At 61.3% G+C, this 22,359-nt stretch carries 20 protein-coding genes and 3 pseudogenes; 20 read left to right on the top strand and 3 right to left on the bottom strand.

The genetic code is table 11. From position 1 onward, the window contains the following. Window positions 1–2: 2 nt before the first annotated feature. Window positions 3–536 (bottom strand): NfeD family protein, encoded by a 534-nt coding sequence (locus AC1RL4_RS15035; RefSeq protein ID WP_230174067.1) that lies wholly within the window; start codon window positions 534–536, stop codon window positions 3–5. A gap of 214 nt (window positions 537–750) precedes the next feature. Between AC1RL4_RS15035 and AC1RL4_RS15040 the strand changes: the two genes are divergently transcribed. From AC1RL4_RS15040 to pgaD, 13 genes are all read left to right on the top strand, one after another. After that, on the top strand, window positions 751–1,218 hold the full coding sequence (locus AC1RL4_RS15040; RefSeq protein ID WP_018929388.1) for an aminoacyl-tRNA deacylase: 468 nt from the start codon (window positions 751–753) through the stop codon (window positions 1,216–1,218). A gap of 135 nt (window positions 1,219–1,353) precedes the next feature. Continuing rightward, window positions 1,354–1,599 (top strand): DUF2789 domain-containing protein, encoded by a 246-nt coding sequence (locus tag AC1RL4_RS15045; protein WP_007940999.1) that lies wholly within the window; start codon window positions 1,354–1,356, stop codon window positions 1,597–1,599. A gap of 214 nt (window positions 1,600–1,813) precedes the next feature. Beyond that, window positions 1,814–2,242 carry a MarR family winged helix-turn-helix transcriptional regulator gene (locus AC1RL4_RS15050; RefSeq protein WP_019581677.1) on the top strand — a complete coding sequence of 143 codons (429 nt, stop codon included), beginning with the start codon at window positions 1,814–1,816 and terminating at the stop codon, window positions 2,240–2,242. Further along, window positions 2,239–4,311, top strand: a complete 2,073-nt coding sequence (locus tag AC1RL4_RS15055) for an FUSC family protein (RefSeq protein WP_493119629.1) — start codon at window positions 2,239–2,241, stop codon at window positions 4,309–4,311. Before AC1RL4_RS15050 ends, AC1RL4_RS15055 begins: the two co-directional genes overlap by 4 nt. After that, entirely contained in the window at window positions 4,308–4,517 is a 210-nt protein-coding gene (locus tag AC1RL4_RS15060) for a DUF1656 domain-containing protein (RefSeq protein WP_018929385.1), read from the top strand. The genes AC1RL4_RS15055 and AC1RL4_RS15060 overlap by 4 nt, the downstream gene beginning before the upstream one ends. Beyond that, on the top strand, window positions 4,514–5,401 hold the full coding sequence (locus AC1RL4_RS15065) for an efflux RND transporter periplasmic adaptor subunit (protein ID WP_018929384.1): 888 nt from the start codon (window positions 4,514–4,516) through the stop codon (window positions 5,399–5,401). Before AC1RL4_RS15060 ends, AC1RL4_RS15065 begins: the two co-directional genes overlap by 4 nt. Further along, window positions 5,398–6,846 carry an efflux transporter outer membrane subunit gene (locus tag AC1RL4_RS15070; RefSeq protein WP_230174056.1) on the top strand — a complete coding sequence of 483 codons (1,449 nt, stop codon included), beginning with the start codon at window positions 5,398–5,400 and terminating at the stop codon, window positions 6,844–6,846. Before AC1RL4_RS15065 ends, AC1RL4_RS15070 begins: the two co-directional genes overlap by 4 nt. Window positions 6,847–6,927: 81 nt before the next feature. Continuing rightward, complete coding sequence (locus AC1RL4_RS15075) at window positions 6,928–7,563, top strand: hypothetical protein (RefSeq protein ID WP_019651562.1); 636 nt, start codon at window positions 6,928–6,930, stop codon at window positions 7,561–7,563. 233 nt (window positions 7,564–7,796) lie between these two features. Beyond that, window positions 7,797–9,308, top strand: coding sequence for a YdgA family protein (locus AC1RL4_RS15080; RefSeq protein ID WP_026331889.1), 1,512 nt, complete (start codon window positions 7,797–7,799; stop codon window positions 9,306–9,308). 250 nt (window positions 9,309–9,558) lie between these two features. Next, window positions 9,559–12,039 carry a poly-beta-1,6 N-acetyl-D-glucosamine export porin PgaA gene (gene pgaA, locus AC1RL4_RS15085; RefSeq protein ID WP_230174054.1) on the top strand — a complete coding sequence of 827 codons (2,481 nt, stop codon included), beginning with the start codon at window positions 9,559–9,561 and terminating at the stop codon, window positions 12,037–12,039. 12 nt (window positions 12,040–12,051) lie between these two features. After that, window positions 12,052–14,049, top strand: coding sequence for a poly-beta-1,6-N-acetyl-D-glucosamine N-deacetylase PgaB (gene pgaB, locus AC1RL4_RS15090; protein WP_230174046.1), 1,998 nt, complete (start codon window positions 12,052–12,054; stop codon window positions 14,047–14,049). 1 nt (window position 14,050) lies between these two features. Continuing rightward, window positions 14,051–15,406, top strand: a complete 1,356-nt coding sequence (gene pgaC / locus AC1RL4_RS15095; RefSeq protein ID WP_019581685.1) for a poly-beta-1,6-N-acetyl-D-glucosamine synthase — start codon at window positions 14,051–14,053, stop codon at window positions 15,404–15,406. Continuing rightward, on the top strand, window positions 15,403–15,930 hold the full coding sequence (pgaD, locus tag AC1RL4_RS15100; protein ID WP_019581686.1) for a poly-beta-1,6-N-acetyl-D-glucosamine biosynthesis protein PgaD: 528 nt from the start codon (window positions 15,403–15,405) through the stop codon (window positions 15,928–15,930). The genes pgaC and pgaD overlap by 4 nt, the downstream gene beginning before the upstream one ends. A gap of 23 nt (window positions 15,931–15,953) precedes the next feature. On the opposite strand, the gene AC1RL4_RS15105 is transcribed toward pgaD, so the two are convergent. Beyond that, entirely contained in the window at window positions 15,954–17,483 is a 1,530-nt protein-coding gene (locus tag AC1RL4_RS15105; RefSeq protein WP_096481490.1) for an FAD-dependent oxidoreductase, read from the bottom strand. Between the two features lie 140 nt (window positions 17,484–17,623). Here AC1RL4_RS15105 and AC1RL4_RS15110 point away from each other — a divergent pair, with 140 nt between their 5' ends. From AC1RL4_RS15110 to AC1RL4_RS15140, 7 genes and pseudogenes are all read left to right on the top strand, one after another. Then, window positions 17,624–18,184, top strand: a complete 561-nt coding sequence (locus tag AC1RL4_RS15110; RefSeq protein WP_019581688.1) for a YbhB/YbcL family Raf kinase inhibitor-like protein — start codon at window positions 17,624–17,626, stop codon at window positions 18,182–18,184. 87 nt (window positions 18,185–18,271) lie between these two features. Then, window positions 18,272–20,005: a vWA domain-containing protein gene (locus AC1RL4_RS15115; RefSeq protein ID WP_230174044.1), complete on the top strand. Its 1,734-nt coding sequence runs from the start codon at window positions 18,272–18,274 to the stop codon at window positions 20,003–20,005. 8 nt (window positions 20,006–20,013) lie between these two features. Continuing rightward, the gene (locus tag AC1RL4_RS15120) at window positions 20,014–20,595 is read left to right on the top strand and encodes an RNA polymerase sigma factor (RefSeq protein WP_230174042.1); all 582 of its coding nucleotides are present in this window, start codon (window positions 20,014–20,016) and stop codon (window positions 20,593–20,595) included. After that, complete coding sequence (locus AC1RL4_RS15125; protein WP_230174040.1) at window positions 20,592–21,212, top strand: hypothetical protein; 621 nt, start codon at window positions 20,592–20,594, stop codon at window positions 21,210–21,212. Before AC1RL4_RS15120 ends, AC1RL4_RS15125 begins: the two co-directional genes overlap by 4 nt. A 20-nt stretch (window positions 21,213–21,232) precedes the next feature. Beyond that, complete coding sequence (locus AC1RL4_RS15130; RefSeq protein WP_219731001.1) at window positions 21,233–21,502, top strand: hypothetical protein; 270 nt, start codon at window positions 21,233–21,235, stop codon at window positions 21,500–21,502. A gap of 129 nt (window positions 21,503–21,631) precedes the next feature. Beyond that, a pseudogene (locus tag AC1RL4_RS15135) lies at window positions 21,632–21,763 on the top strand (type II toxin-antitoxin system HicA family toxin); the annotation flags it as partial. After that, window positions 21,760–21,942: pseudogene (locus AC1RL4_RS15140) on the top strand (type II toxin-antitoxin system HicB family antitoxin); the annotation flags it as partial. The pseudogenes AC1RL4_RS15135 and AC1RL4_RS15140, both read left to right, overlap by 4 nt. Window positions 21,943–22,083: 141 nt before the next feature. Here AC1RL4_RS15140 and AC1RL4_RS15145 read toward each other — a convergent pair. Beyond that, a pseudogene (locus AC1RL4_RS15145) lies at window positions 22,084–22,275 on the bottom strand (DUF3077 domain-containing protein); the annotation flags it as partial. Window positions 22,276–22,359 lie beyond the last annotated feature (84 nt).

The raw sequence follows: 22,359 nt of genomic DNA on the forward strand, positions 1-22,359 counted from the left end.
GACTATTCTCCACCCGGTGCCGCGTCAGTCGCGGCCACTTGCAGCAGTAGACCCTTGCGTGCCACCACCCGGACCTGTTGTCCCGGTTTCAGTGGTGTGGCACTCATGACTTGCCATTGTTCGCCTTGCAGGTGCACCCAGCCGACATAAGCATTGCCAGCCTGCAACGACGTTATCGGCGTCACGCTGCCCAGCAATTCGGCGTCGCCACTGAAGTTGCGGCGCGGTCGGGTTTTCAAGGCGCGGATCAGCAGGAAAATCAACAGAAGCCCACTGATCAGCCCCAGGCCGATGATCAAGGGAACAGGCACTTCGGCATTGGCCAGAATCACCGCGCCGATCACAAACATCACAATGCCGCCCAATCCGACCACGCCGAAATTGGGCAAGGCCGCCTCGGCGATCATAAACACAATGCCGAAGGTGATCAGCCAGATCCCGATCGGGTCAGGAACCAGCACTACAACGGTGTCCGCTGCGAAAACCGGTCCGCTCAGGGCCAGCAGCAGCGCAATTACACAGCAACGAATGTTCACTTGACCCTCCGGGAGAGTCATCCGTCCGCGAGCCGTTCGTGGCTCTGTGTACAAGTCTAGTTGAGCCTGTGGCTGTATGAATTTTGACCAGTTGTTGACCGCATCCGACGGGCGGATTTCCCGCCGAATTCCACCCGCGGGCCTAGACTTTTAATGGAGAGAAAAAATTCTAACCATCGTCCGCCATTCGTTGTCGCGGACACCGAGGTGCATCATGCGTATGGCAAAAACCGTGCAGACCAGCCTGGACAAGGCGCACTGCGAATATGACATCGTTTCCCATCCGCACTCGGCCAGCAGCCTTGAAACGGCGCGGCTCGCAGGCATTCCTGCTGAACGGGTGGCCAAATCGGTGATCCTCGACGATCGCCACGGGCATTACTTAATGGCCGTGCTGCCCGCCAGCCGTCACCTGGACCTGAGCAAAGTCCGTGGCAGCAGCGAATGGCAAGTCACCCGGGAAAGCAACCTGCCGCACCTGTTCGACGATTGCGAACGCGGCGCCGTGCCTGCATTGGGCGAATCCTATGGCCTGGACATGGTCATCGACCCATTGCTGACCCGGCAGCAAGACATCTACCTCGAAGCCGGCAACCACAACAACCTGGTACACATGAGCGTGCCTGAATATCTGAAAATGGTGCCGCATGCCGAGGTCTGCGAGTTGAGTCTGTCGGCCTAGTGTCGACATAACTGCCGTCATCGCGGGCAAGCCTCGCTCCTACATTCGACCGCGCGTCCCTGTAGGAGCGAGGCTTGCCCGCGAATGGCCGCGCCACAGTCACCCATCCAATACGCGATCACAAAGGAGCCCGACATGGAATCCCCCACCCACAGCCTCCCGGCCCTGTTCAAACAACTCGGCCTGCCTGACGACGCCGAAAGCATCGATAAATTCATCGCCACCCATTCACCGCTAAAACCCGAACTGCACCTCGCGGACGCGTTCTTCTGGAGCGAGAGCCAGGCAGAGTTACTGCGTGAGGAAATTCTGGATGACGCGGATTGGGCGGAGGTGGTGGATCAGCTGGACGTAATGCTGAGGAAGGGGCGGGGGGTGTAAAAAAATCTGGAGAGAAATGGCGAAATGTAAAAAAGACTGGTGAGTGGTAAAAAAACTGGGCAGAAACTGAGTTTGTTAGCTTTTTCCGCGTCTGGCCGTTGCTCGCCAATTTGTTTCAAAACTTGACCAACTTTCCCCTCGAATGCCATATTGATAGTTAGCAAACTAACAGTGTGTGCATTCCCTCGTGCCAAAGAACCTCGCCGCTCTCCAGATGAACATCAGCAGCTCCATGGTGGTGGCCGCCAGGCATTGGCGGAAGATCTGCCAGACCACGCTGGTCAACTATGGGATCTCCGAAGCCTGCGCCGCCCCGCTATTGATGATCGGGCGCTTGGGCGAGGGTGTGCGGCAGGTGACGGTCGCGCAGGCGGCCGGGATGGAGAGTCCGTCGCTGGTGCGGTTGCTGGATCAGCTGTGTCATGCCGGTTACGTCTGCCGTACCGAAGACGCTCATGACCGGCGCGCCAAATGCCTGAGCCTGACCGCGACCGGTCGCGAGTTGGTGCAGGCGGTCGAAGCTGAGTTGGTGCGTTTGCGCCAGGAGGTGCTCGAAGGCATCGACCAGAGTGATCTGGAAGCGGCGCTACGGGTACTCAAAGCCTTCGAAGCGGCCAATCATCTGCCGGTGGTTCAGCCTTGAGCGGTTTTTTCACCGGCGTGCCCCCGGCGCGGGACTGGTTCTACGGTGTGCGCACGTTCGCGGCCTCGATGATTGCGCTGTACATCGCCATGCTCATGCAAATGCCTCGTCCGTATTGGGCGATGGCCACGGTGTACATCGTTTCCAGCCCGTTCCTCGGCCCTACCAGCTCCAAGGCGTTGTATCGCGCGGCGGGTACCTTGCTCGGTGCGGCGGCGGCGGTGTTTTTTGTGCCGATGTTCGTTCAGAGCCCTTATGTGCTGGTGGTGGTCATCGCGCTGTGGACCGGGATTTTGCTGTTCCTGTCCTTGCACCTGCGCACCGCCAACAACTACGCCTTGATGCTCGCCGGTTACACCTTGCCGCTGATCGCCTTGCCGGTGGTGGCTAACCCTTTGGCGGTGTGGGACGTGGCCGAGGCGCGGACCGAAGAGATCTTTCTCGGCATCGCCTGCGCGGCGGTCGTCGGCGCCATGTTCTGGCCACGGCGGCTGGCGCCGGTGTTCAACGACTCGGTGAACAAATGGTTTGTCGATGCCTCGACCTACAGCCTGCGTTTCCTTCGCCGCAATGTGCAGCCGGAGGAAGTCAGCGCCTTGCGCTCATCGATGGTGGCGAACTTCAACAGCCTGGAATTGATGATCGGTCAGCTGCCGCACGAGGGCGCGCGAGCGCAAACGGTGCGCAACACCAAGGAGCTGCGCGGGCGAATGATCCACCTGTTGCCGGTGATCGACGCCCTCGACGATGCGCTTTATGCCCTCGAGCGGCGCACGCCGGAGCTTGTGGATAAGTTCGCGCCACTGCTGACCGCGACCAGCGAATGGCTTGACCACAAAGGCGCTGATCTTGACCGTTGGCAGACCCTGAAAAACCGGCTCGAAGCGCTGCAACCCAGTGCCGAGGCGCTGGACGATCGCAAGCAGTTGCTGTTTTCCAACGCGCTGTATCGCCTCGGCGAGTGGATCGACCTGTGGCAAGACTGTCGCAGCCTGCAGTACGCCATTCAGTGCGAGAGTCAGGACAACTGGCGCGCGGTGTATCGGCACTGGCGCCTGGGGCGACTGTCACCGTTTCTCGACCGTGGCTTGATGCTCTATTCAGCGGCTTCTACGGTCACCGCGATCATCGTCGCCTCGGTGCTGTGGATTCTGCTCGGCTGGACCGACGGCGGCAGCGCGGTGATCCTGGCGGCGGTGGCGTGCAGTTTCTTTGCGTCGATGGACGACCCGGCGCCGCAGATCTACCGGTTCTTTTTCTGGACCGCGATGTCGGTGCTGTTCGCCGGCCTTTATCTGTTTCTGATCCTGCCGAACCTGCATGACTTCCCGATGCTGGTGCTGGCGTTCGCCATCCCGTTCATTTGCGTCGGCACCCTGACAGTGCAGCCGCGTTTTTATCTGGGGATGTTGCTGACCATCGTCAACACCTCGTCGTTCATCAGCATTCAGGGCGCCTACGACGCGGATTTTCTCAGTTTCACCAACTCCAACCTGGCCGGGCCCATGGGGTTACTGTTCGCGTTCATCTGGACCCTGATCGCCCGGCCATTCGGGGCGGAACTGGCGGCCAAGCGCCTGACCCGTTTCAGCTGGCGCGATATCGTCGGCCTGACCGAGCCGGCCACGCTGGCCGAACACCGGCATATGGGCGTGCAGATGCTCGATCGCCTGATGCAGCATTTGCCGCGGCTGGCCATGACCGGCCAGGACACTGGCATCGCCCTGCGCGAAGTGCGCGTGGCCCTGAACCTGCTGGACCTGCTCGCCTATTCGCCGCGAGTGCCCGGTGCGCCGCAAGCGCTGCTGCGCCAGGTGGTGGCTGAAGTTGGCGAGTACTTCAAGGCCTGCCTCAAGGCTGGCGAACGCCTGCCGGCGCCGAGTCCGTTGCTGATAACCCTCGATCGCACCCGCCGCGCCCTCGGCGGCCAAGGTGATGACGAAACCCGTCTGCATCTGCTGCACGCCTTGAGCGGCCTGCGTCTGGCGCTGTTGCCGGGCGTCGAGTTTGTCGGCACGGGCGAACTCGAAGAACCGCTTCCCCATGGCATCGATGGAGCGCCTTTATGATCGGTGATCTGGATATCAGCGGGGTGTTCCTGCCCACGCTGCTGGTGCTGATGGGCATTACCTATGTGTTGTTCCTGTTGGTGCACGGGGTGCTGACGCGCCTGCACTTTTACCGTCTGGTCTGGCACCGGGCATTGTTCAACGTGGCTCTCTACGCTGTGCTGCTCGGCGCCGTGGACTCACTCAGTCGATACCTGATGACATGAAAAAACCTTTATTGACCCTCGGCCGTGTGGTCCTGACGTTGTTGATCGTGACCTTCGCGATTGTCGTGGTCTGGCGCATGGTCATGTATTACATGTTCGCGCCCTGGACCCGGGACGGGCACATCCGTGCCGACATCGTGCAGATTGCCCCGGATGTATCGGGGCTGATCCAGCAAGTGGAGGTGCGCGACAACCAGTGGGTGAAACGCGGCCAAGTGCTGTTCAGCATCGATCAGGACCGCTTCAAGCTGGCCCTGCGCCAAGCCAAAGCGGCGGTCGCCGACCGTCAGGAAACCTTGGCCCAGGCCCAGCGCGAGGCCAAGCGTAACCGTGGCTTGGGCAATCTGGTCCCGGCCGAGCAACTGGAAGAAAGCCAGTCCCGGGTGGCGCGCGCCGAAGTGGCATTGATGGAAGCGCAAGTAACGGTGGACAGCGCCCAGCTCAACCTCGACCGCTCAGTGATCCGCAGCCCGGTGGATGGCTACGTCAACGACCGGGCGCCGCGCTCTCAGGAGTTCGTCAGCGCCGGGCGCCCGGTGTTGTCGGTGGTCGACAGTAATTCCTTCCACATCGACGGCTATTTCGAAGAAACCAAACTGGACGGCATTCATGTCGGCCAGAGTGTCGATATTCGCGTGATCGGCGACCGTGCGCGCCTGCGCGGACATGTCGAAAGCATCGTCGCCGGCATCGAAGACCGTGACCGCAGCAGCGGCAGCAACCTGTTGCCCAACGTCAATCCGGCGTTCAGTTGGGTGCGGCTGGCCCAGCGGATTCCGGTGCGAATCGCTTTCGATGAGGTGCCGGAAGATTTCCGCATGATTGCCGGGCGTACGGCCACCGTGTCGATCATCGACGATCAAACCGGGGGGCCGGCGAAATGAGCAGGGCCTCGGGTTTGGCGGTTGCCGGATTGGGCTTGTTGCTGTCGGCCTGTCAGGTAGTGGGGCCGGATTATCACTTGCCGGACGAGGCCGCCGTGCACCGTGAAGACTTTCAGGGCGATCTGGCGGTGAACGGCAAACATGTCGTCTCGGCACCGGTGCCCGCCGATTGGTGGCGGTTGTATCAGGATCCGCGTCTGGACCTATTGGTGCAGCAGGCCATGGCCTCCAACACCGATTTGCGGGTGGCGGCGGCGAATCTTTCGCGGGCTCGCGCTCAGGTCGACGAAGCGCAGGCGGCGGGCGGTTGGAGCGGCGGCGTGAAGGTCGGCGCCCAGCGTTTGCAGGAGTCCGGCGAAGCGTTCTTGATACCGGAAAAAGTGCCCGTGGCCAACGTCGGCGATATCGGCATCACGACCTCGTATCAGTTCGACTTGTTCGGCACCTTGCAGCGCGGCATCGAAGCGGCCAAGGCCAATGCCGATGCGACTCAGGCGGCAGCGGACACCGCGCGCATCACCCTGGTGGCCGATGTGGTGCGGGCTTACACCCAGGTTTGTGCGGCCAACGAAGAGCGGGAGATCGCGCAGCATTCCCTCGACCTGCAAGCCCAGAGCACCTCCCTGACCCAGCGCTTGCGCGATGCCGGACGCGGCGATGAAACCCAGGTCACCCGTTCGCAAACCCAATTCAAATCCTTGCGCGCCGAATTGCCGCGTTATGAAGCCGCACGTCAGGCCGGGTTGTTCCGCTTGTCGATGCTACTGGCCAAACCGGTCGAGCAACTGCCGGCGGGCACCAGCGACTGTGCCGAGCTGCCGAAAGTTACCCAATTGTTGCCGGTGGGTGACGGCGCCACTCTGCTCAAACGCCGACCAGACGTGCGCCAGGCAGAGCGCAAGTTGGCGGCGGCCACCGCCGGCATCGGCATTGCCACCGGCGAGTTGTACCCGGACATCAGCATCGGCGCGACCGTGGGCACGGTCGGCATCCTGGAAAATCTCGGCAAACCATCGACCAATCGTTGGGGCTTTGGTCCGTTGCTGACCTGGACCGTACCGTCCAACGGCTCCCGCGCGCGAATCCGTGAGGCCGAGTTCGCAACCCAAGGCGCGCTGGCGCATTTCGATGGCGTGGTGCTCAACGCCATCCGCGAGACTCAGACCGGCCTGGCGCAATATTCCGCGCAACTTCAGCGTCGCGATGCGTTGGCGGACGCCGAACAGTCGGCGCAATTGGCGGCAGACCAGACCCACCGCTTCTTCCAGGCCGGTCGCGCGTCGTTCCTGGCGGACTTGCAAGCCACCCGCACCTACACCGATGCACGGGCGCAACTGGCCTCGGCCAACACCCAGGTTGCCATGAGCCAGATCGATTTGTTCCTCGCCTTGGGCGGTGGCTGGGAAAGCGGACGAACGCAAGGCTCACAACCCGGCAAACCCTGAGGCCGTTGCTATGCTTTGATTTGATGGGGTCGCGCGGCGAACCCGTCGATCAAGGCTTGCGTTGGTCATGGGGATCTAATAATGAAAAACCCTTACGCTCCCGGCTTCTGGTGCGCCATTGCGGCATTGGTTTTGCTGTCGGCCACCTATTTCTATGGCGTCATGCTGGCCCACCAGATCGACAAGGCGCTGATCTTCCTCGACAGCGCGGCGGCACTGATCGCCGTGATGGCCATCGTGGTGGTCGCCTGGGCTTCGCTCCAGAACCAGCGCATCAAGAAACGACAACTCGAACAAGGCAAAACCCTGGTACTGATCTGGGACACCAAGGTGGCGTTGCGCCGGGTAGAAACGGTGTTCGACCGGTATTTCTGGGGCAGTTACTGGCAACCGGGGCGCACGTTTCAGGAAGTCATGGGCGAACTTACCGGCACGCCGCTGGAAAAAAGCCTCGAAACCTTGAAGAAGCAATGCCAGGCGCTGGACAAGCAAGTGGCCGACGAGGGCTGGCACTGGCTCAACAATGCCCGAGAACTGTCCGATGTCGCCAACGCCATGGCCCGCGAACGCTATCAACTGGATTTCTGTGACCCACGCGCGGAAGTGACTGGCGGGGCGGTGATCAATCGGGATTTTGAAGTGCTGGTGTATACGTGGACCGCGCGGCTAAAAAGTTTTGATCATCAGCTTGATGAGATCGAGGTTCAGTATTCGTAAGGTTGTATTGGCAGGGCTGCTCGCGAAGGCGATTGAACGATCGCCGAAACTCTCCCCTGCCAGTTCCACAGGCAGCCGCATCCCATGGACACTCTTTCACCTTTAATCATTGGGCCGCCCTGCGGCGCAAATGCTAATCTCCTCGCCACTTTCAGCGCAGTCGTGACCGCGACCCGTTATGGGTTCAGGGAAGACGACCAGACTTTCAACAATGGACATTGATCGGGTACTTCATGAATAAATCAGCAGGCGTGCTTCTAGGAATTGTCGTGGCCATCGGTGCAATCAGCGCGGGCGGCGCCTGGTACACCGGCAGCAAACTCGATGGGGTGCTGAACAGCTCGATCGCCGACGCCAACAAAGAACTGCAAGCCGCGCTGGCAGGCTCCAATGGCACGGCGTCGCTGGAACTGGTGTCGCTGGAGCGTCATGTGTTCAGCAGCACCGCGCACTACCGCCTCAAGGGCGAGGGCGAGATGTTTGGTGAAGCGCCGATGGAGATGCTGTTCGTCGACCGCATCGAACACGGCCCGCTGCCGTTCTCGCGCCTGGTATCGTTCAAATGGTTGCCGGTCCTGGCCACCAGTCACTACGAGCTGGAAAAAACCCCGCTGACCGAAAAGTGGTTCGCCGCCGCCAAGGACAAATCCCCGGTCAAGGGTGTGGTCAACATCGGCTACGACAACTCCACCAAGGGCTCGCTCGAATTCCTGCCGCTGGAAGCGGCACTGGATGACAAGTCCAACCTGACGTTCTCCGGGTTGAAACTCGACGTGGCCGCCAGCGCCCAGGCGCAAAAGGTCAAGGCCGACGGTTACATGGACAGCCTGAAGCTGACCACTGTGGCTGAAGACCAGACGCCGGTGCAGGTCGAGCTCAACGGCTTGACCCTGGCCAGCAACCTGAACAAAAGCACCTACGGCTATTACGTCGGTGACAACACCCTCGAGCTGACAAACAGCAAAACCACCTTTGGCCCCAAGCAATCGGTACTCGGTTTCAAGAACTTTGAAATGAAGAACCAGACCGGGGAATCAGGCACCAACGCTTCGGGGCGTGCCGATTACAAGGTCGGTGAAGTGTCCTTGAACGGCAAGGTTATCGGCTCTGCGCAGATGGCCATGAGCCTGAAAAACCTCGACATCCCGTCGACGATGTCGCTGATGCAGATCTACCAGACCAAACTGCAACCGTACGAGCGGGCCGCCGCCGAAGCCACTGCCGCCGGCCTGCCGGCGCCGCAGCTGAACCTGACCCCGGCCGAAGAGGCACAGGTCAAGACCGGTCTGGAGAAACTGCTGGCCGCAGGTCCCCAGGTGGCCCTGGAAAACCTGTCGTTCAACACCAGCAACGGCGAAAGCCGCGCCAACCTGGTGCTGGACCTGACCAAACCGCAATCCATGGACCTGCCGCCGGACCAATTGGTCAAGCAGTTGATCGCGTTGCTGGAACTCAACGTACTGGTGTCCAAGCCAATGCTCATTGATTTGCTCACCGTGCAGTCGCAAATCGACGGTCAGACCGATGCCAAGCTCATCGCCGATCAGGCGAGCGCAACCGCCGACATGTTCAGCAGCATGGCGGTCGGTACGCAACTGGCAAAACTGGACGGTAATAACGTCGTCACCAAGTTGCATTACGCCAACAATCAGGTGGACTTCAACGGCCAGAAAATGACCCTCGAAGAGTTTGTCGGTTTTGTGATGAGTAAGCTCGGCGGCACTGGCGACGTCACCATCCAGTAAAACCGCAGGCTTCAGCGCAACGCCCGGCCTCTGCAACACGCAGACGCCGGGCGTTTTGCTGTCTGGGGTTCCGAAACGGGGTGAGGGGAGGCCGGCCACGAATCTGAAGAAATATTGTGTCTTGAATTATTGACTACGCTTGCATGCAAGACTGCTTCGATAAAGCTTGGCCGGGTCTTTCGATCCGGCTTTCCGTTACGAGTGGGCAAGGGGCATTGCGACCCGGCTGGCCATGTAAGGATGCTGACGAATGCCGCGTATTGCTGGTCCCTTTATTCACCGTGGGCTGCGCCCCTTGTTTCGCGTTGCGTTGTGCGGCCAATTGTTGTGGCCGGTGCTGGCGCTCGCCGATACCCCTTACGATCAAATGGTTCGCGATGCGCGGGCCGGCAACTACACGCCTGCGCTGACGGTGTTGCGCCAGGTGCCGGTAAGCCAGGCCTCCACTGGCCAGATCAGCGATCACTTGCAGATCGCCAGTTGGGCCGGTCTGGATGCCGAAGTGGTACAGGTCTATGAAACCCAGGGACGTGATCGAGCGTTGCCGGTCCAGGCCCTGACTGCCACCGCGCGGGCCTATCGCAACCTCAAGCGTTGGGACTCGGCGACCCAGGTGTACAACAAGGCCCTGGCCCTTGAACCGCAAAATGCCGACCTGCAGCTGGGCCTGGCGATGACCCAGGCCGACGCCGGTAAACCTGACGAGGCGGTTGCCCGCGCCAGGGCTCTGGTGGCGGCGAAACCGGATGATCCTGGCCGCCGTCTGGCTTTGGCCTACGCCTTGACCCGCGCCGGTGCCACTTACGATGCGTTGTTTGAGTACGACCAGGCCTTCACCCGCGCCGGCAGCAAACCCGAAGTCGCTCGGGAATACGTGATTGCCCTGCAACGCGCTCGTTTGCCGGAGCCGGCCTTGCGCCTGGCGCGTCAGCGGCCGGGGTTGATTGATCCGGTCACGCAACGCCGTCTCGAAGGTGACCTGGCCGCCGAACGCGTGCGCCTGGCCGAACTCGCCACCCGCAGCGAAAAAGAACGTTATGTGATCGCCGATCGGGCCCTGGCCGATTACGACCAGTTGCTGGCGACCTGGACGCCGGACCCTGCGGCCCACGATGACGTCATCCGCTGGCGAATCGACCGCATGGGCGCCCTCAAGGCCCGTGCACGCACCGCCGATGTGATCACCGAATACCAGAAACTGCTCGCCGAAGGCGTGAAGATTCCGACCTATGCCCTGCGTTGGGTGGCGTCGTCCTATCTGGATCAGCGTCAGCCGGAAATCGCCACCGATTTGTATCGCCAGGTGCTGGTAGCGCCGGATGCCGATGTCGGCGATCGCCTGGAAGACAGCACCGCGCTCTATTACGCCCTACTCGAAAGCGACGAGGCCGATGACGCGCGCAAGGTCGCCGAGGACCTGGCCAAGACCCAAAAGCCACGGGTCGAGCTCAAGGGCCTGCCGGTGGGCAATCCCAACGATGAATGGATGGACGCGCAGCAACTTGCCGCCCAGGCCGGCACCTACGGCGCCGATCTGCCGTCGGGCGAGCAGCGTTTGCAGACGTTGGTCGATCAGGCACCGGGCAACGTCGGCTTGCGTCTGGCCCAGGCCGATTTGTACCTGGCCCGGGATTGGCCACGACGCGCCGAGAATCAGCTCAAGGAAACCGAGAGCATGGCCCCGCGGGATATCGGGCTGGAAGTCGCTCAGGGCCACACTGCCATGGATCTGCAGGAATGGCGGCAGATGGATGCGCTGACCGACGATGTGGTCGCGCGTTTTCCGGACAACCGTCAGGTGCAGCGTTTGCAGCGTCAGCGTGCGGTCCATGACATGGCCGAGCTGCGAGTTCAGGCCTACGGCGGCAAGAGTTATGGCGGCGGCAACGGCGATGTCGGGGCGGTCAACGGCAGCCGCGATTTCGGCATCGAAACCACGCTGTACAGCCCGCCCATCGATGAAGACTGGCGCCTGTTCGCCGGTGCCGGCTACGCCACTGGCGATTTCCAGGAAGGTACTGGTCACCATCGCTTCCAGCGTGTCGGGCTCGAACGTCGGACTCGCGACATGTCCCTGGAAGCGGAAGTCTCCAACCATTCCTACGGCTTTGGCGATAAACAGGGCGCGCGCCTGGCGATTGCCCGAGACATCGACGATCACTGGCAGTACGGCGGCAGCCTCGAATATCTGTCGGCACAAACGCCGTTGCGAGCGTTGAACAGCGACATCACGGCCAACGGCGGCAGCGGCTTTATCCGCTGGCGCGCCAATGAAAGCCGTGAGTGGAGACTGGCGGTCAGCCCCTCGCATTTCAGCGACGGCAACAACCGTGTCGAAGCCGTACTCACCGGTCGCGAGGGCGTTTATCGCGCGCCGGGGTTGCAAGTCGACCTCGGTCTGGAAGTCGGCAGCAGCCATAACTCCAAGTCCGACGACGTGCCGTACTTCAACCCCAAATCCGACTTCAGCGTGCTGCCGACGGTGAACGTCAATCACGTGCTCTACCACCGCTACGAAACCTCCTGGAGCCAGCAGTTCCAGGCCGGTGCGGGCACCTACAGCCAGCGCGATCACGGCACCGGCGGTATCGCCCTGCTGGGTTACGGCCAGCGCTACAGCTGGAACGACGTGTTCGAGGTGGGCGGCCTGCTGAGCGTGATCAACCGGCCATTTGACGGTGACCGGGAAACCGATCTGCGCCTGCTCGTCGACCTTACTTACCGCTTCTAGAAGAGTTTGAAGATGCCTTTCATTTCGCGTTTCATCCTCCTGCTGGGAGTGCTGTTGATCAGCGCCTGTGCCCAGCAAGCCCCAACCTTCGCACCGCCGTCCGAACGCCCGGTGTCGGCCAATGAAAAGCCGTGGCCGAAAAACCATGTGCTGGGGATCGCATACCACGATGTCGAAGACCGCGACCCCGATCAGGCGGTGGTGGCCGTGCGCACCGAGCGCCTGCTCGAGCAACTGGCGTGGCTGCGGGAGAACAACTACACACCGGTCACCGTCGATCAGGTCATGGCCGCTCGCAACGGCGGTCCCGAGCTGCCGCCACGGGCGATCATGCTGAGTTTCGATGATGGTTATTCGAGCTTCTACACCCGCGTAATGCCGGTGCTGCGCGCCTATAACTGGCACGCCTTGCTGGCGCCGGTCGGGGTGTGGATCGACACGCCGCAGAACCAGCCAGTGGATTTCGCCGGTACACCGCGCAAGCGATCGGATTTCCTGACCTGGGAGCAGATCCGCGAAATTTCCCGGTCCGGCCTGGTGGAAATCGCCGCCCACACCGACGCCAGCCACAAAGGCGTGTTGGCCAACCCGCAAGGTAACCTGCAGCCAGCAGCCGCGACCCGGCGCTATGACGCCGCCACCGGTCGCTATGAAACTGAAGCCCAATTCCAGGCCCGGATGCGCGCCGACGTAGCGGCCATCTCGGAGAAAATCCGCAAGGTCACCGGCTACAAACCGCGAGTCTGGGTGTGGCCGTACGGCGTGGCGGATGGCACCTCGCTGCAAGTGATCAACGACCAGGGTTATCAGATGGCCCTGACTCTGGACGACGGCCTCGATGCCCTCGACAACTTGATGAGCGGCCCGCGCTTTCTGGTGGCCTCGGACCCGGATGGCGAACACTTCGCCAACAGCGTCGTCGCGGTGCAGGCCGAATCGCCGATGCGCGTGGTGCATGTGGATCTGGACAACGTCTACGACCCGGACCCGGCCCAACAGGAAATCAACCTCGGCAAACTGATCCAGCGCATGGCCGACATGGGTGCCAACACGGTGTTCCTGCAAGCCTTCGCGGATCCCGCGGGCGATGGCCTGGTGCATTCGCTGTACTTCCCCAACCGCCACCTGCCGATGCGCGCCGATATCTTCGATCGCGTGGCTTGGCAGTTGCGCACCCGGGCTCACGTCAAAGTCTATGCCTGGATGCCGGTGCTGAGTTTTGCCCTGGATTCGAAGTTGCCGCGAGTCACTCGCTGGGACCCGAAAACCGGCACCACGTCGATCGATCCGGACCAATACAAGCGCTTGTCGCCGTTCGACCCGAACGTGCGGCGCATCATCGGTGAAATCTACGAAGACGTGGCACGCCTGACCTCGGTCGACGGCATCCTCTATCACGATGACGCGGTGCTGTCGGACTTCGAAGACGCCGGCCCCGAAGCCCTGAAAGTCTATGCCGCCAACGGCCTGCCCGGTTCGATTGCCGCCCTGCGCGAGGATCCGGCCACCCTGCAACGCTGGACGCGGTTCAAGAGCCGCTACCTGATCGATTTCACCCATGAGCTGACCGCCAAGGTTCGCGCCATTCGCGGCCCGCAAGTGAAGACGGCGCGCAATATTTTCGCCGAGCCGATGCTCAACCCCGAGAGCGAAGCCTGGTTTGCACAGAACCTCGACGACTTCCTGGGCGCCTACGACTGGACGGCACCGATGGCCATGCCGCTGATGGAAAAACAGAGCCGCCAGCAATCCGGACCGTGGCTCGAAGCACTGGTGGCGACGGTCAAATCGCGCCCCGGCGCACTCGACCGCACGGTGTTCGAATTGCAGGCCCGCGACTGGACGAAAAATAAACACGCCGACATCGACGGCGGGCAGTTGGCTGACTGGATGGGCCGCCTCAAGCGTCAGGGCGTCACCAGTTTCGGCTACTACCCAGACAACTTCCTCGAGAACCAGCCGGACCTGAAAGCCGTGCGGCCCGCGCTCTCCAACAAGTGGAATCCATAACATGCTGGACAGACTTCTGGCCCTGTTGGTTCTGGCGATCGTCCTGGGGGTTCCCCTCGGGCTGATCTTTCTGGTCACCGGGCAATTCCTGATGGACTTCGTGTTCTTTTACCCACTGTTCATGTCGGGGCTGTGGATCGCCGGCGGCCTGTATTTCTGGCTGCACTGGGAGCGGCACTGGCCGTGGCAGGACGACACCTTGCCGCCACCATTGGCCGGCGAACCGCTGATCTCGATCCTGATCCCTTGCTACAACGAAGGCGACAACGCCGCCGATACCATCCACGCGGCGCTGGCCCAGCATTACCCGAACATCGAAGTGATCGCGATCAACGACGGCTCCAAGGACAACACCGCCGCGGTGCTCGACGCACTGGCGGCGCAGGATCCGCGTTTGCGGGTGCTGCACCTGGCGGAGAACCAGGGCAAAGCCGTGGCCCTGCGCATGGGCGCCATCGCGGCGCGCAGCGAGTACCTGGTGTGCATCGACGGTGACGCGCTGCTGGCGCCGAACACCGCGGCCTATCTGGTGGCGCCGATGCTCGACAACGCACGACTGGGCGCTGTGACCGGCAACCCGCGAATCCGCACCCGTTCGACCCTGATCGGCCGGGTACAGGTCGGCGAGTTCTCCTCGATCATCGGCCTGATCAAGCGTACCCAGCGGGTGTTCGGGCGGATCTTCACCGTCTCCGGGGTGATCGTCGCCTTCCGTCGTACGGCCCTGAACCGGGTCGGCTACTGGAGCCCGGACATGATCACCGAAGACATCGACATCAGTTGGAAGCTGCAACTGGATCACTGGAGCATTTTCTACGAGCCCCGCGCGTTGTGCTGGATCCTCATGCCCGAAACCCTCGGCGGCCTGTGGAAGCAGCGCTTGCGCTGGGCCCAGGGCGGCGCCGAGGTGTTGTTCAAGAACATCCGTGGCATCTGGCAATACCGCCATCGTTACCTCTGGCCGTTGCTGTTCGAATACTGCCTGTCCACCGGTTGGGCCTTCACCTTCCTGTTGTCGGTGATCTTCTGGGGCGTCGGAAAGTTCGTCGAAATGCCGCCTGCCATTGCTGTCCATCACCTGATGCCGCCGGCCTTTACCGGGCTGCTGTTGGCGGTGGTCTGCCTGGTGCAATTCGCGGTCAGCATCATGATCGACCGACGTTACGAAAAGGGACTCGGCAGGACCATGTTCTGGGTGGTCTGGTACCCGCTGGTGTTCTGGTTCATCAGCCTGCTCACCACCCTGGTCAGCTTCCCCAAAGTGCTGTTTGGCCAACATCAGAAGCGCGCGCGCTGGGTCAGTCCGGACCGGGGCATCAAGCCGCTGGATGACGATGAAGAGGAGGTCATCAAATGAAAATCATCAGAACCCGGCAGCGGCCCTTTTTGGTCGTTCTCGATGTTTTCTTCACCGTGCTGGCCTGGATCGGGCTGCTGTATTTACTGGCGCGGGGTCTGTGGCCGTTGATCGATACCCATGACGGGCCGCGCATCGATGCATCTTTTTTCGACGCCCTCGGTACGTTGCAGATTTACCTGTGGGTGGCGCTGGTGAACGCGGTGATCCTGATTGGTTGGGCGCGTTATCAACAACGCAAAAGCAAGAGCTTCGCCCAGCGCCGTTTGCCGGCGCCGGTGGTGGACGATCAGGGGCTGAGCAAAAGCTTCAAGTTGACCGGCGACCGACTGGCGAAACTGCGCACGCCGGGCTCAATGACCATTCACAACGATCAGGAAGGCGATGTCAGCCATGTCGTTACGCACTTCACCCCGGTCGACCCGTCCCAACTGCCGCCGCCCTTGGCGCCATTGGAGCATCCATTGGTGATCCGCCTGCCGGCCGAAGATGACGACAACCGCGAGCCGATGAGCCACGTCTGAACCTGACGCCTTGAAAAAGTGCGTCAGGCAAAATCCCGGATCAGGCGCCACGCCTCGTCCACCGACAGCGGTTGTTTCATCCGTTCGGCGAGCATTGCCATCGCCCGTTCCTGATCACACGCAACCGCTGCCGCCACCACGCCGTTTTTACCGAACAGGCCAATAAACGGCGGATTTTCTGGGTCGCCTTTGAACTCAACCTCGTCCCAGGTCTCGGCGTGTCCGAGATAGTCGTAGTTTTTGCCGAAGTGCCAGGTCCAGAAATACGGCACGTCGAGGTAGCGCTCGTCGCCGCCGAGCATATTCGCCGCCGCAATCCGCGCCTGTTGCTGGGCCAGGCGCCAGTGTTCGATCCGTTGGGGCTGGCCATTGAGCGGGAAGGTCGCGATATCGCCGACGGCCCAGAGCCCGTCGGTCACGCGCATGCCGCCGTCGACCCTCAATGACTGATCTTTTTCCTTCGGCAGATCGGTAAACGGAGTGGTCGCCGGGGTGACGCCAATGCCGACCAGCACCAGATCCGCCGGCAAGCGCTGGCCGTTGTCCAGCAGCACCGCTTCGACTTTGCCTGTGCCTTCGATCTTCGCCACTTCGCCATCGGTATGAAACACCACACCATTGGCCTCGTGCAGGGCACGAATCGCTTTGCCGACAGCTTCGCCGAATTGCGCCTCGAAAGGGATGGCATGGCGCGTCAGGACGGTAACATCGAGGCCGTATTGACGCAGGGATGAAGCGGATTCCAGGCCAATGAAGCTGCCGCCGACAATCACTGCCCTTTGACCCGGTTTTGCGGTGGTCAGAATCTGCTGCGCCTGCGCCTTCGAGCGCAACACGAACACCTGCGGCAGATCGGCGCCTGGCAGCGACAGGGATTTTGGTATGCCACCGGTCGCAATCACCGCGGCGTCATAGCTCAACGATTGACCATCGGCCAGGCGCAGAGTCCGGTTCGGTGCATCCAGGCCCATCACATCGCTGTTTATCCGTTCAATGCGTTGTTCACGATAAAAGTCTTCATCGCGCAGCGGCGGAACTTCGTCCGGTGGCATTTCCCCGGCAATCACGAATTTGCTCAATGCCGTACGGTCGTATCCGGCTTCGGGCTCGCGGTCGATCAGTAGCACCCGACCGCCGAAGCCTTTCTCCCGCAGCGCCGCCGCGCAGGCCGTCCCCGCTGCACCGGCGCCGATGATCGCAAAGGTCCGCTTATCATCCTCCGGCGGTGTGCTGGGGCCGGGCATCGGCTGGTCGTCGACCCAGACCTCATCGTCGCGCAACTCCAGCGGGTAGCGCCGCAGACTGTCCAGGGACGGTGGCTCGCACAGCGCGCCGTCTTCGAGCCGGTAGGCCGCCTTGTGCCACGGGCAGATCAGCCGGCCCTCACACAGCGCACCTTTGGCCAAGGGAGCCCCGGCGTGGGGGCATCTGCCCTGATAGGCGCGCAATTGATCGCCGACCCGCAGCAAGACGATTTTCATCTTGTCGATCCGGACTTCAAGGCCACGGTCGAGGGGCACATCGGCGAAACGGGCGACGCGGTGCAGTGCCATGATCGATCTCCAGGCAGGTGTTTCACTTAGGAGTTTGGCGCTTATTCCCAGGTTCAGCCAATTCCCACTGCCACCGCACGAACGGTCCGGCTATAGTTTGCGTGCCGACGACGGCCCCACCCCGCACAAGGTGCTCCGGTATGACCCGATTGACCTCTTTGAACCCTTGGCTGGCGGCCGTTGCAGTCGCCCTTTGCGTGCAATTGCCGGCGCAGGCCCAGGAGCGTTTCACCCTCAGCATCCCCGGCGTTTCGGACAATCGGCTGTTCACGTCGGCGGAGGCCAGCGATGCCAGCGGTTGCGGCGGCAAGAACCAGTCCCCGGCCCTGAGCTGGAACGCCGGCCCCCAGGGCACCCTCAGCTACGCCATCGTCATGCACGACCCGGACGGCCAGAAAGGCCTGGGCGTCGATCACTGGATTCGTTACGGCATCAAGGCCACGACGCGGCAGATCCCGGCCGGTGTCGGCACTAAATCCACCCTCGAAGGCGTGGGTGGCACCAACATCAAAGGCACCACTACCTACATCGGCCCGTGCCCGCCCATCGGTGACAGCATCCATCACTACATCATCCAGATCTACGCCCTGGACCTGGCGCCAGAAGCCCTGCCTGCCGGCCTGACTCGCGCGCAGCTGATGGACCAGATCAAAGGCCATGTGCTGAAAAACAGCAGTGTGGTGCGGCGTTACCACCGCTGAAGACTTTTCACTTCGGCTTAACCCGAATCTGGCGGGCTGTCCGTCTCAGAGGATGAATGAGTCAATTTCCTCCTGAGGTCAGCCCCCATGTCACTTCCTCTGCATGTCCTCCGCCCGGCCGCCCAGGGTTTCGCCGTCGGGTTACTGCTGGCCGTTGCCGGCTGCGGCGGTTCATCCACACCAGCCTCTGAGACGGGCAACCCGGCAGCGGTTGCGCCCCCAGCTCAAAATGCGCCGAAAACCGAAGCATTGGTGCGCGAAGCGGCCATGGCGGACACCGCGATGGCCAAGCGCAGCGCACGACCTGGCCCGTTGGTCGCTTTCGCGCCAGTGCCGGCCGGTGAGGCTTATCCACAGGGCTATCGGGATGAACAGCGCGAGCAATATCAGGCGCTGGCCGATAACCCGATTCACAGCGTGGCCGAAGCGCCGGTCTCGACCTTCAGCGCCGATGTCGATACCGGCGCGTACGCCAATGTCCGGCGCTTGCTCAATCAGGGGCGTTTACCGCCGGAAGGGGCGGTGCGGCTGGAAGAGATGGTCAATTACTTCCCCTACGATTACGCCTTGCCCACCGACGGCTCGCCATTTGGCGTGACCACCGAACTGGCGCCGTCACCCTGGAACCCGCATACCCGATTGCTGCGTATCGGCATCAAGGCCTCCGATCGCGCGGTGGCGACGCTGGCCCCAGCGAACCTGGTATTTCTGGTGGACGTGTCCGGTTCCATGGACCGTCGCGAAGGCCTGCCTCTGGTCAAAAGCACCCTGAAATTGCTGGTCGATCAATTGCGCGAGCAGGACCGGGTTTCGCTGGTGGTCTACGCCGGAGAATCCCGTGTGGTGCTGGAGCCGACTTCCGGACGGGAAAAAGCGAAAATTCGTACCGCCATCGAGCAATTGACGGCGGGCGGTTCGACGGCCGGCGCGTCGGGTATCGAACTGGCTTACCAAATGGCGCAACAGGCGTTTATCCCCAAAGGCATCAACCGCATCCTGCTAGCCACCGACGGTGACTTCAACGTCGGCATCAGCGACTTCGACAGCCTCAAGCAAATGGCTGTGGATAAACGCAAGACTGGCGTGTCCCTGACCACCCTGGGTTTTGGTGTGGATAACTACAATGAACACCTGATGGAACAACTGGCCGACGCCGGCGACGGTAACTACGCCTACATCGACAACCTGCGCGAAGCGCGCAAAGTGCTGGTAGATCAACTCGGCTCAACCCTCGCAGTAGTGGCGAAAAACGTGAAGCTGCAGGTGGAGTTCAACCCGGCTCAGGTCAGCGAATATCGGCTGTTGGGTTATGAGAACCGCGCCTTGAAGCGTGAGGATTTCAGCAACGACAAAGTCGACGCCGGAGAAATCGGCGCAGGGCACACGGTGACCGCGCTGTACGAAATTGTGCCCAAGGGCGAGAAGGGCTGGCTGGAACCGTTGCGCTACGGCAATTCCGGGGCAGAAGTTTCCGCAAAAACCGGAGAATTGGCGATGCTGCGGGTGCGTTATCAGTTGCCGGAAGGTGGGAACAGTCGCTTGATCGAACGACCAATCCTGAAGAGTGAGACCGGTAAAATCTCGGCCGCCAGCGATGACCTGCGCTTTGCCGCCGCCGTCGCTGCGTTTTCCCAGCAGCTCAAGGATGGGCGTTACACCGGTAATTTCAGCCTGAAAGACACCGAAGCCCTGGCCCGTGGCGCACGGGCTGATGACCCGTTTGGCCTGCGCGGTGAGTTCGTGCAATTGGTGGAGTTGGCGCAGAGCCTGCGAGCCTCCACCGCCTCCAATCAACCGCCCAACGACAACCGGATAGAGTGAAAGCTGACATGTCCGATCCTGCAATCAGCTCAACCGCCAGCAGCGATGAATCGCTGCTGGCGCGCTACCGCTCTGGCGACGGGCCGGCATTCGAAGTTTTGTACGCTCGCCACCGCCAGGGCCTGTATCGATTCCTCCTCGGCCTCAGCGGCAAACCCGAACTGGCCGAAGAGGTGTACCAGGAAACCTGGCTGAGCCTGATCCGCAGCACCAGTCAGCCACAAGGCCGGGCGAACTTTCGTACCTGGCTCTACCAGATTGCCCGCAACCGACTGATCGATCACTGGCGCAAACATGGCATTCACAACCCCTTGCACGACAGCTACGACGAACAGGCCCACGCCCTGATCGACGACGCAGCCGACCCTGAACAACTGCTGAGCCTGAGCCGCGACGGTCAACGCCTCGAAACCGCTCTGCAAACCCTGCCCGCCGACCAGCGCGAAGTGTTCCTGCTGCGCGCCCACGGCGACCTCGACCTGCCGCAGATCGCCACCCTCACCGAAACACCGCTGGAAACCGTTAAAAGCCGCTTGCGCTACGCCCAGCAAAAACTGCGTCGGCTGCTGGCCGAGGAGGTACTGACATGACTGACGCCAAACAAACACCGTCATCGCCCGACGATGAAATGCTCAAGCATTTTCGCGATCACAGCAGCGGCGAACCACCGGCGCACCTCGACGCCTTCATCCTCGCCGCCGCCCACCGAGAAGCCCCCGCGCCGAAGCCGAACCTGTGGCAACGCTGGCTCCGCGCCTGCCAACAACCCCGCTGGCAAGTGGCATTCGCCAGCCTCGTCGGTGTCGCGCTAATGCTGGCATTGGTGCAACGCACGCCCGAGCAACTGCCGAGATACGACTTCGCACCTGCGCCCAAAGCCTCCGCACCGCTCGCCAAGCCGGAAGCCGCAGCGCGCTCCCAGGCCGCACCGGCCGAGGCTTTGTCCGCTCCCGCACCGGCTGCGCCGATGGCGGAGTTTTCTGCACCGATGCAACGAGAGTCGATCAACAGCGAAATGGCCGACGAAGCAAAATTCAGCAAACGCGCCGCCGCGCCGGTTAAGTCACTGGATGATCAATTACGTGAGGTGATACGCCTGCAAGACGCCGGACAAACCCAAGCCGCCGAGGCGCTAATGACGACATTGCACAAGCGCTTTCCCAATGAAAATCTGGCAGCCAGACTCAAGGATTTGCAGGAAAAATGAGCTGAACAGCGGTCGCCGATTTGGCATCGACACCCGAAAGCGCGCACTATCAGCCCATAGCCGATGCGTTGGAGGATGCCGTGGCCCAAAAAATCGACCGCATCGCCCAAATGCTCAACTGCCCGGTGAAGGGTGAGGAATTAAGGCGAGCAGTGACTGAGAGTCGTAAGGAGTTTCTTCTGGCGAAGCAGGCAGAAGATGATCTTGAGGAAGACGTTCTTGATGATGAGTTGATCGAGGACGAAGAAGACGATGATGAGTACGACGAGTTTGACTGGACGACAGAATGAGAAAACCGCTTTGGCGGTTTTTTGCCATTAAAGAAATGTTGATGGCCCCTGTCGGTTGATGCGCTTCGGTGCTGAGACTGCTCAGGGGTTTTTTATTGCCTGGGATTTTTCCGCCTTACCAATCATGTTGGGTTCCGGGTACGTTTTGAGCTCAACGGTGTGGTCGGCACCTTTCATCGACCACACCCGGACAAAAAAGCAAAGTCCTACCAGGTTCGTGGTGCGCGGGCTTTCCTTGAACAAGCAGGAGTCACCCCATGAACGTAACGAATTACAAAGGCTATGCTGCCCGAATTGAATACAGCGAGGAAGACGGCCTGTTTGTCGGCCATATCGCTGGTATTAGAGATGTCGTTGGGTTTCATGGCGAGTCGGTACAGGAACTTCGAAACGCATTTGAAGAGGCCGTCACTGATTATCTGGAAACTTGCGCCAAGCTCTGACGAAGATCGAGCGCATGCCTGACCACTGCTATTGCACGGTTATGCAGTTGCATGAGTGGTAGGACGGCAGAAGTCAGCATCTACACGCAATTTTGGAGGCCCCGAATAATCGGGGCGCATTTAAAGGGTGAGTTGCCGCTATTCTGCGGCTTGTTGCGTCGCCGTCTGCGGTGGTTGCGTCAACACTTTCACCACATCATCAATCACTGCCTTACTCATCGCAGTCAGATAATGCGCGGCCCACGCGTGGCGATCGGTGTCTTTTGCGTAGGCTGCATCCTCAGCAAACGACTTGGCCAGGAACAACAGGTCGGACGCCTGCGCCACAGCAACTGGCCAAGGTGCGGTTTCAGCCGCCTTTGTTCGTGCCGCTCATTTGCCGGTCATTTGACTAGCGAATCTCGATTTAACGAC

It is taken from the genome of Pseudomonas sp. GW822-FHT07A10 (assembly GCF_058798795.1).

What these genes read in the sequence shown, in the direction of transcription:
- AC1RL4_RS15120 (WP_230174042.1), top strand. Translation starts at nt 20,014, where the DNA reads ATGTCCGATCCTGCAATCAGCTCAACCGCCAGCAGCGATGAATCGCTG.
- AC1RL4_RS15110 (WP_019581688.1), top strand. Translation starts at nt 17,624, where the DNA reads ATGACCCGATTGACCTCTTTGAACCCTTGGCTGGCGGCCGTTGCAGTC.
- AC1RL4_RS15115 (WP_230174044.1), top strand. Translation starts at nt 18,272, where the DNA reads ATGTCACTTCCTCTGCATGTCCTCCGCCCGGCCGCCCAGGGTTTCGCC.
- pgaC (WP_019581685.1), top strand. Translation starts at nt 14,051, where the DNA reads ATGCTGGACAGACTTCTGGCCCTGTTGGTTCTGGCGATCGTCCTGGGG.
- pgaB (WP_230174046.1), top strand. Translation starts at nt 12,052, where the DNA reads ATGCCTTTCATTTCGCGTTTCATCCTCCTGCTGGGAGTGCTGTTGATC.
- AC1RL4_RS15050 (WP_019581677.1), top strand. Translation starts at nt 1,814, where the DNA reads ATGAACATCAGCAGCTCCATGGTGGTGGCCGCCAGGCATTGGCGGAAG.
- pgaA (WP_230174054.1), top strand. Translation starts at nt 9,559, where the DNA reads ATGCCGCGTATTGCTGGTCCCTTTATTCACCGTGGGCTGCGCCCCTTG.
- pgaD (WP_019581686.1), top strand. Translation starts at nt 15,403, where the DNA reads ATGAAAATCATCAGAACCCGGCAGCGGCCCTTTTTGGTCGTTCTCGAT.
- AC1RL4_RS15060 (WP_018929385.1), top strand. Translation starts at nt 4,308, where the DNA reads ATGATCGGTGATCTGGATATCAGCGGGGTGTTCCTGCCCACGCTGCTG.
- AC1RL4_RS15045 (WP_007940999.1), top strand. Translation starts at nt 1,354, where the DNA reads ATGGAATCCCCCACCCACAGCCTCCCGGCCCTGTTCAAACAACTCGGC.
- AC1RL4_RS15105 (WP_096481490.1), bottom strand. Translation starts at nt 17,483, where the DNA reads ATGGCACTGCACCGCGTCGCCCGTTTCGCCGATGTGCCCCTCGACCGT.
- AC1RL4_RS15125 (WP_230174040.1), top strand. Translation starts at nt 20,592, where the DNA reads ATGACTGACGCCAAACAAACACCGTCATCGCCCGACGATGAAATGCTC.
- AC1RL4_RS15075 (WP_019651562.1), top strand. Translation starts at nt 6,928, where the DNA reads ATGAAAAACCCTTACGCTCCCGGCTTCTGGTGCGCCATTGCGGCATTG.
- AC1RL4_RS15065 (WP_018929384.1), top strand. Translation starts at nt 4,514, where the DNA reads ATGAAAAAACCTTTATTGACCCTCGGCCGTGTGGTCCTGACGTTGTTG.
- AC1RL4_RS15040 (WP_018929388.1), top strand. Translation starts at nt 751, where the DNA reads ATGCGTATGGCAAAAACCGTGCAGACCAGCCTGGACAAGGCGCACTGC.
- AC1RL4_RS15080 (WP_026331889.1), top strand. Translation starts at nt 7,797, where the DNA reads ATGAATAAATCAGCAGGCGTGCTTCTAGGAATTGTCGTGGCCATCGGT.
- AC1RL4_RS15070 (WP_230174056.1), top strand. Translation starts at nt 5,398, where the DNA reads ATGAGCAGGGCCTCGGGTTTGGCGGTTGCCGGATTGGGCTTGTTGCTG.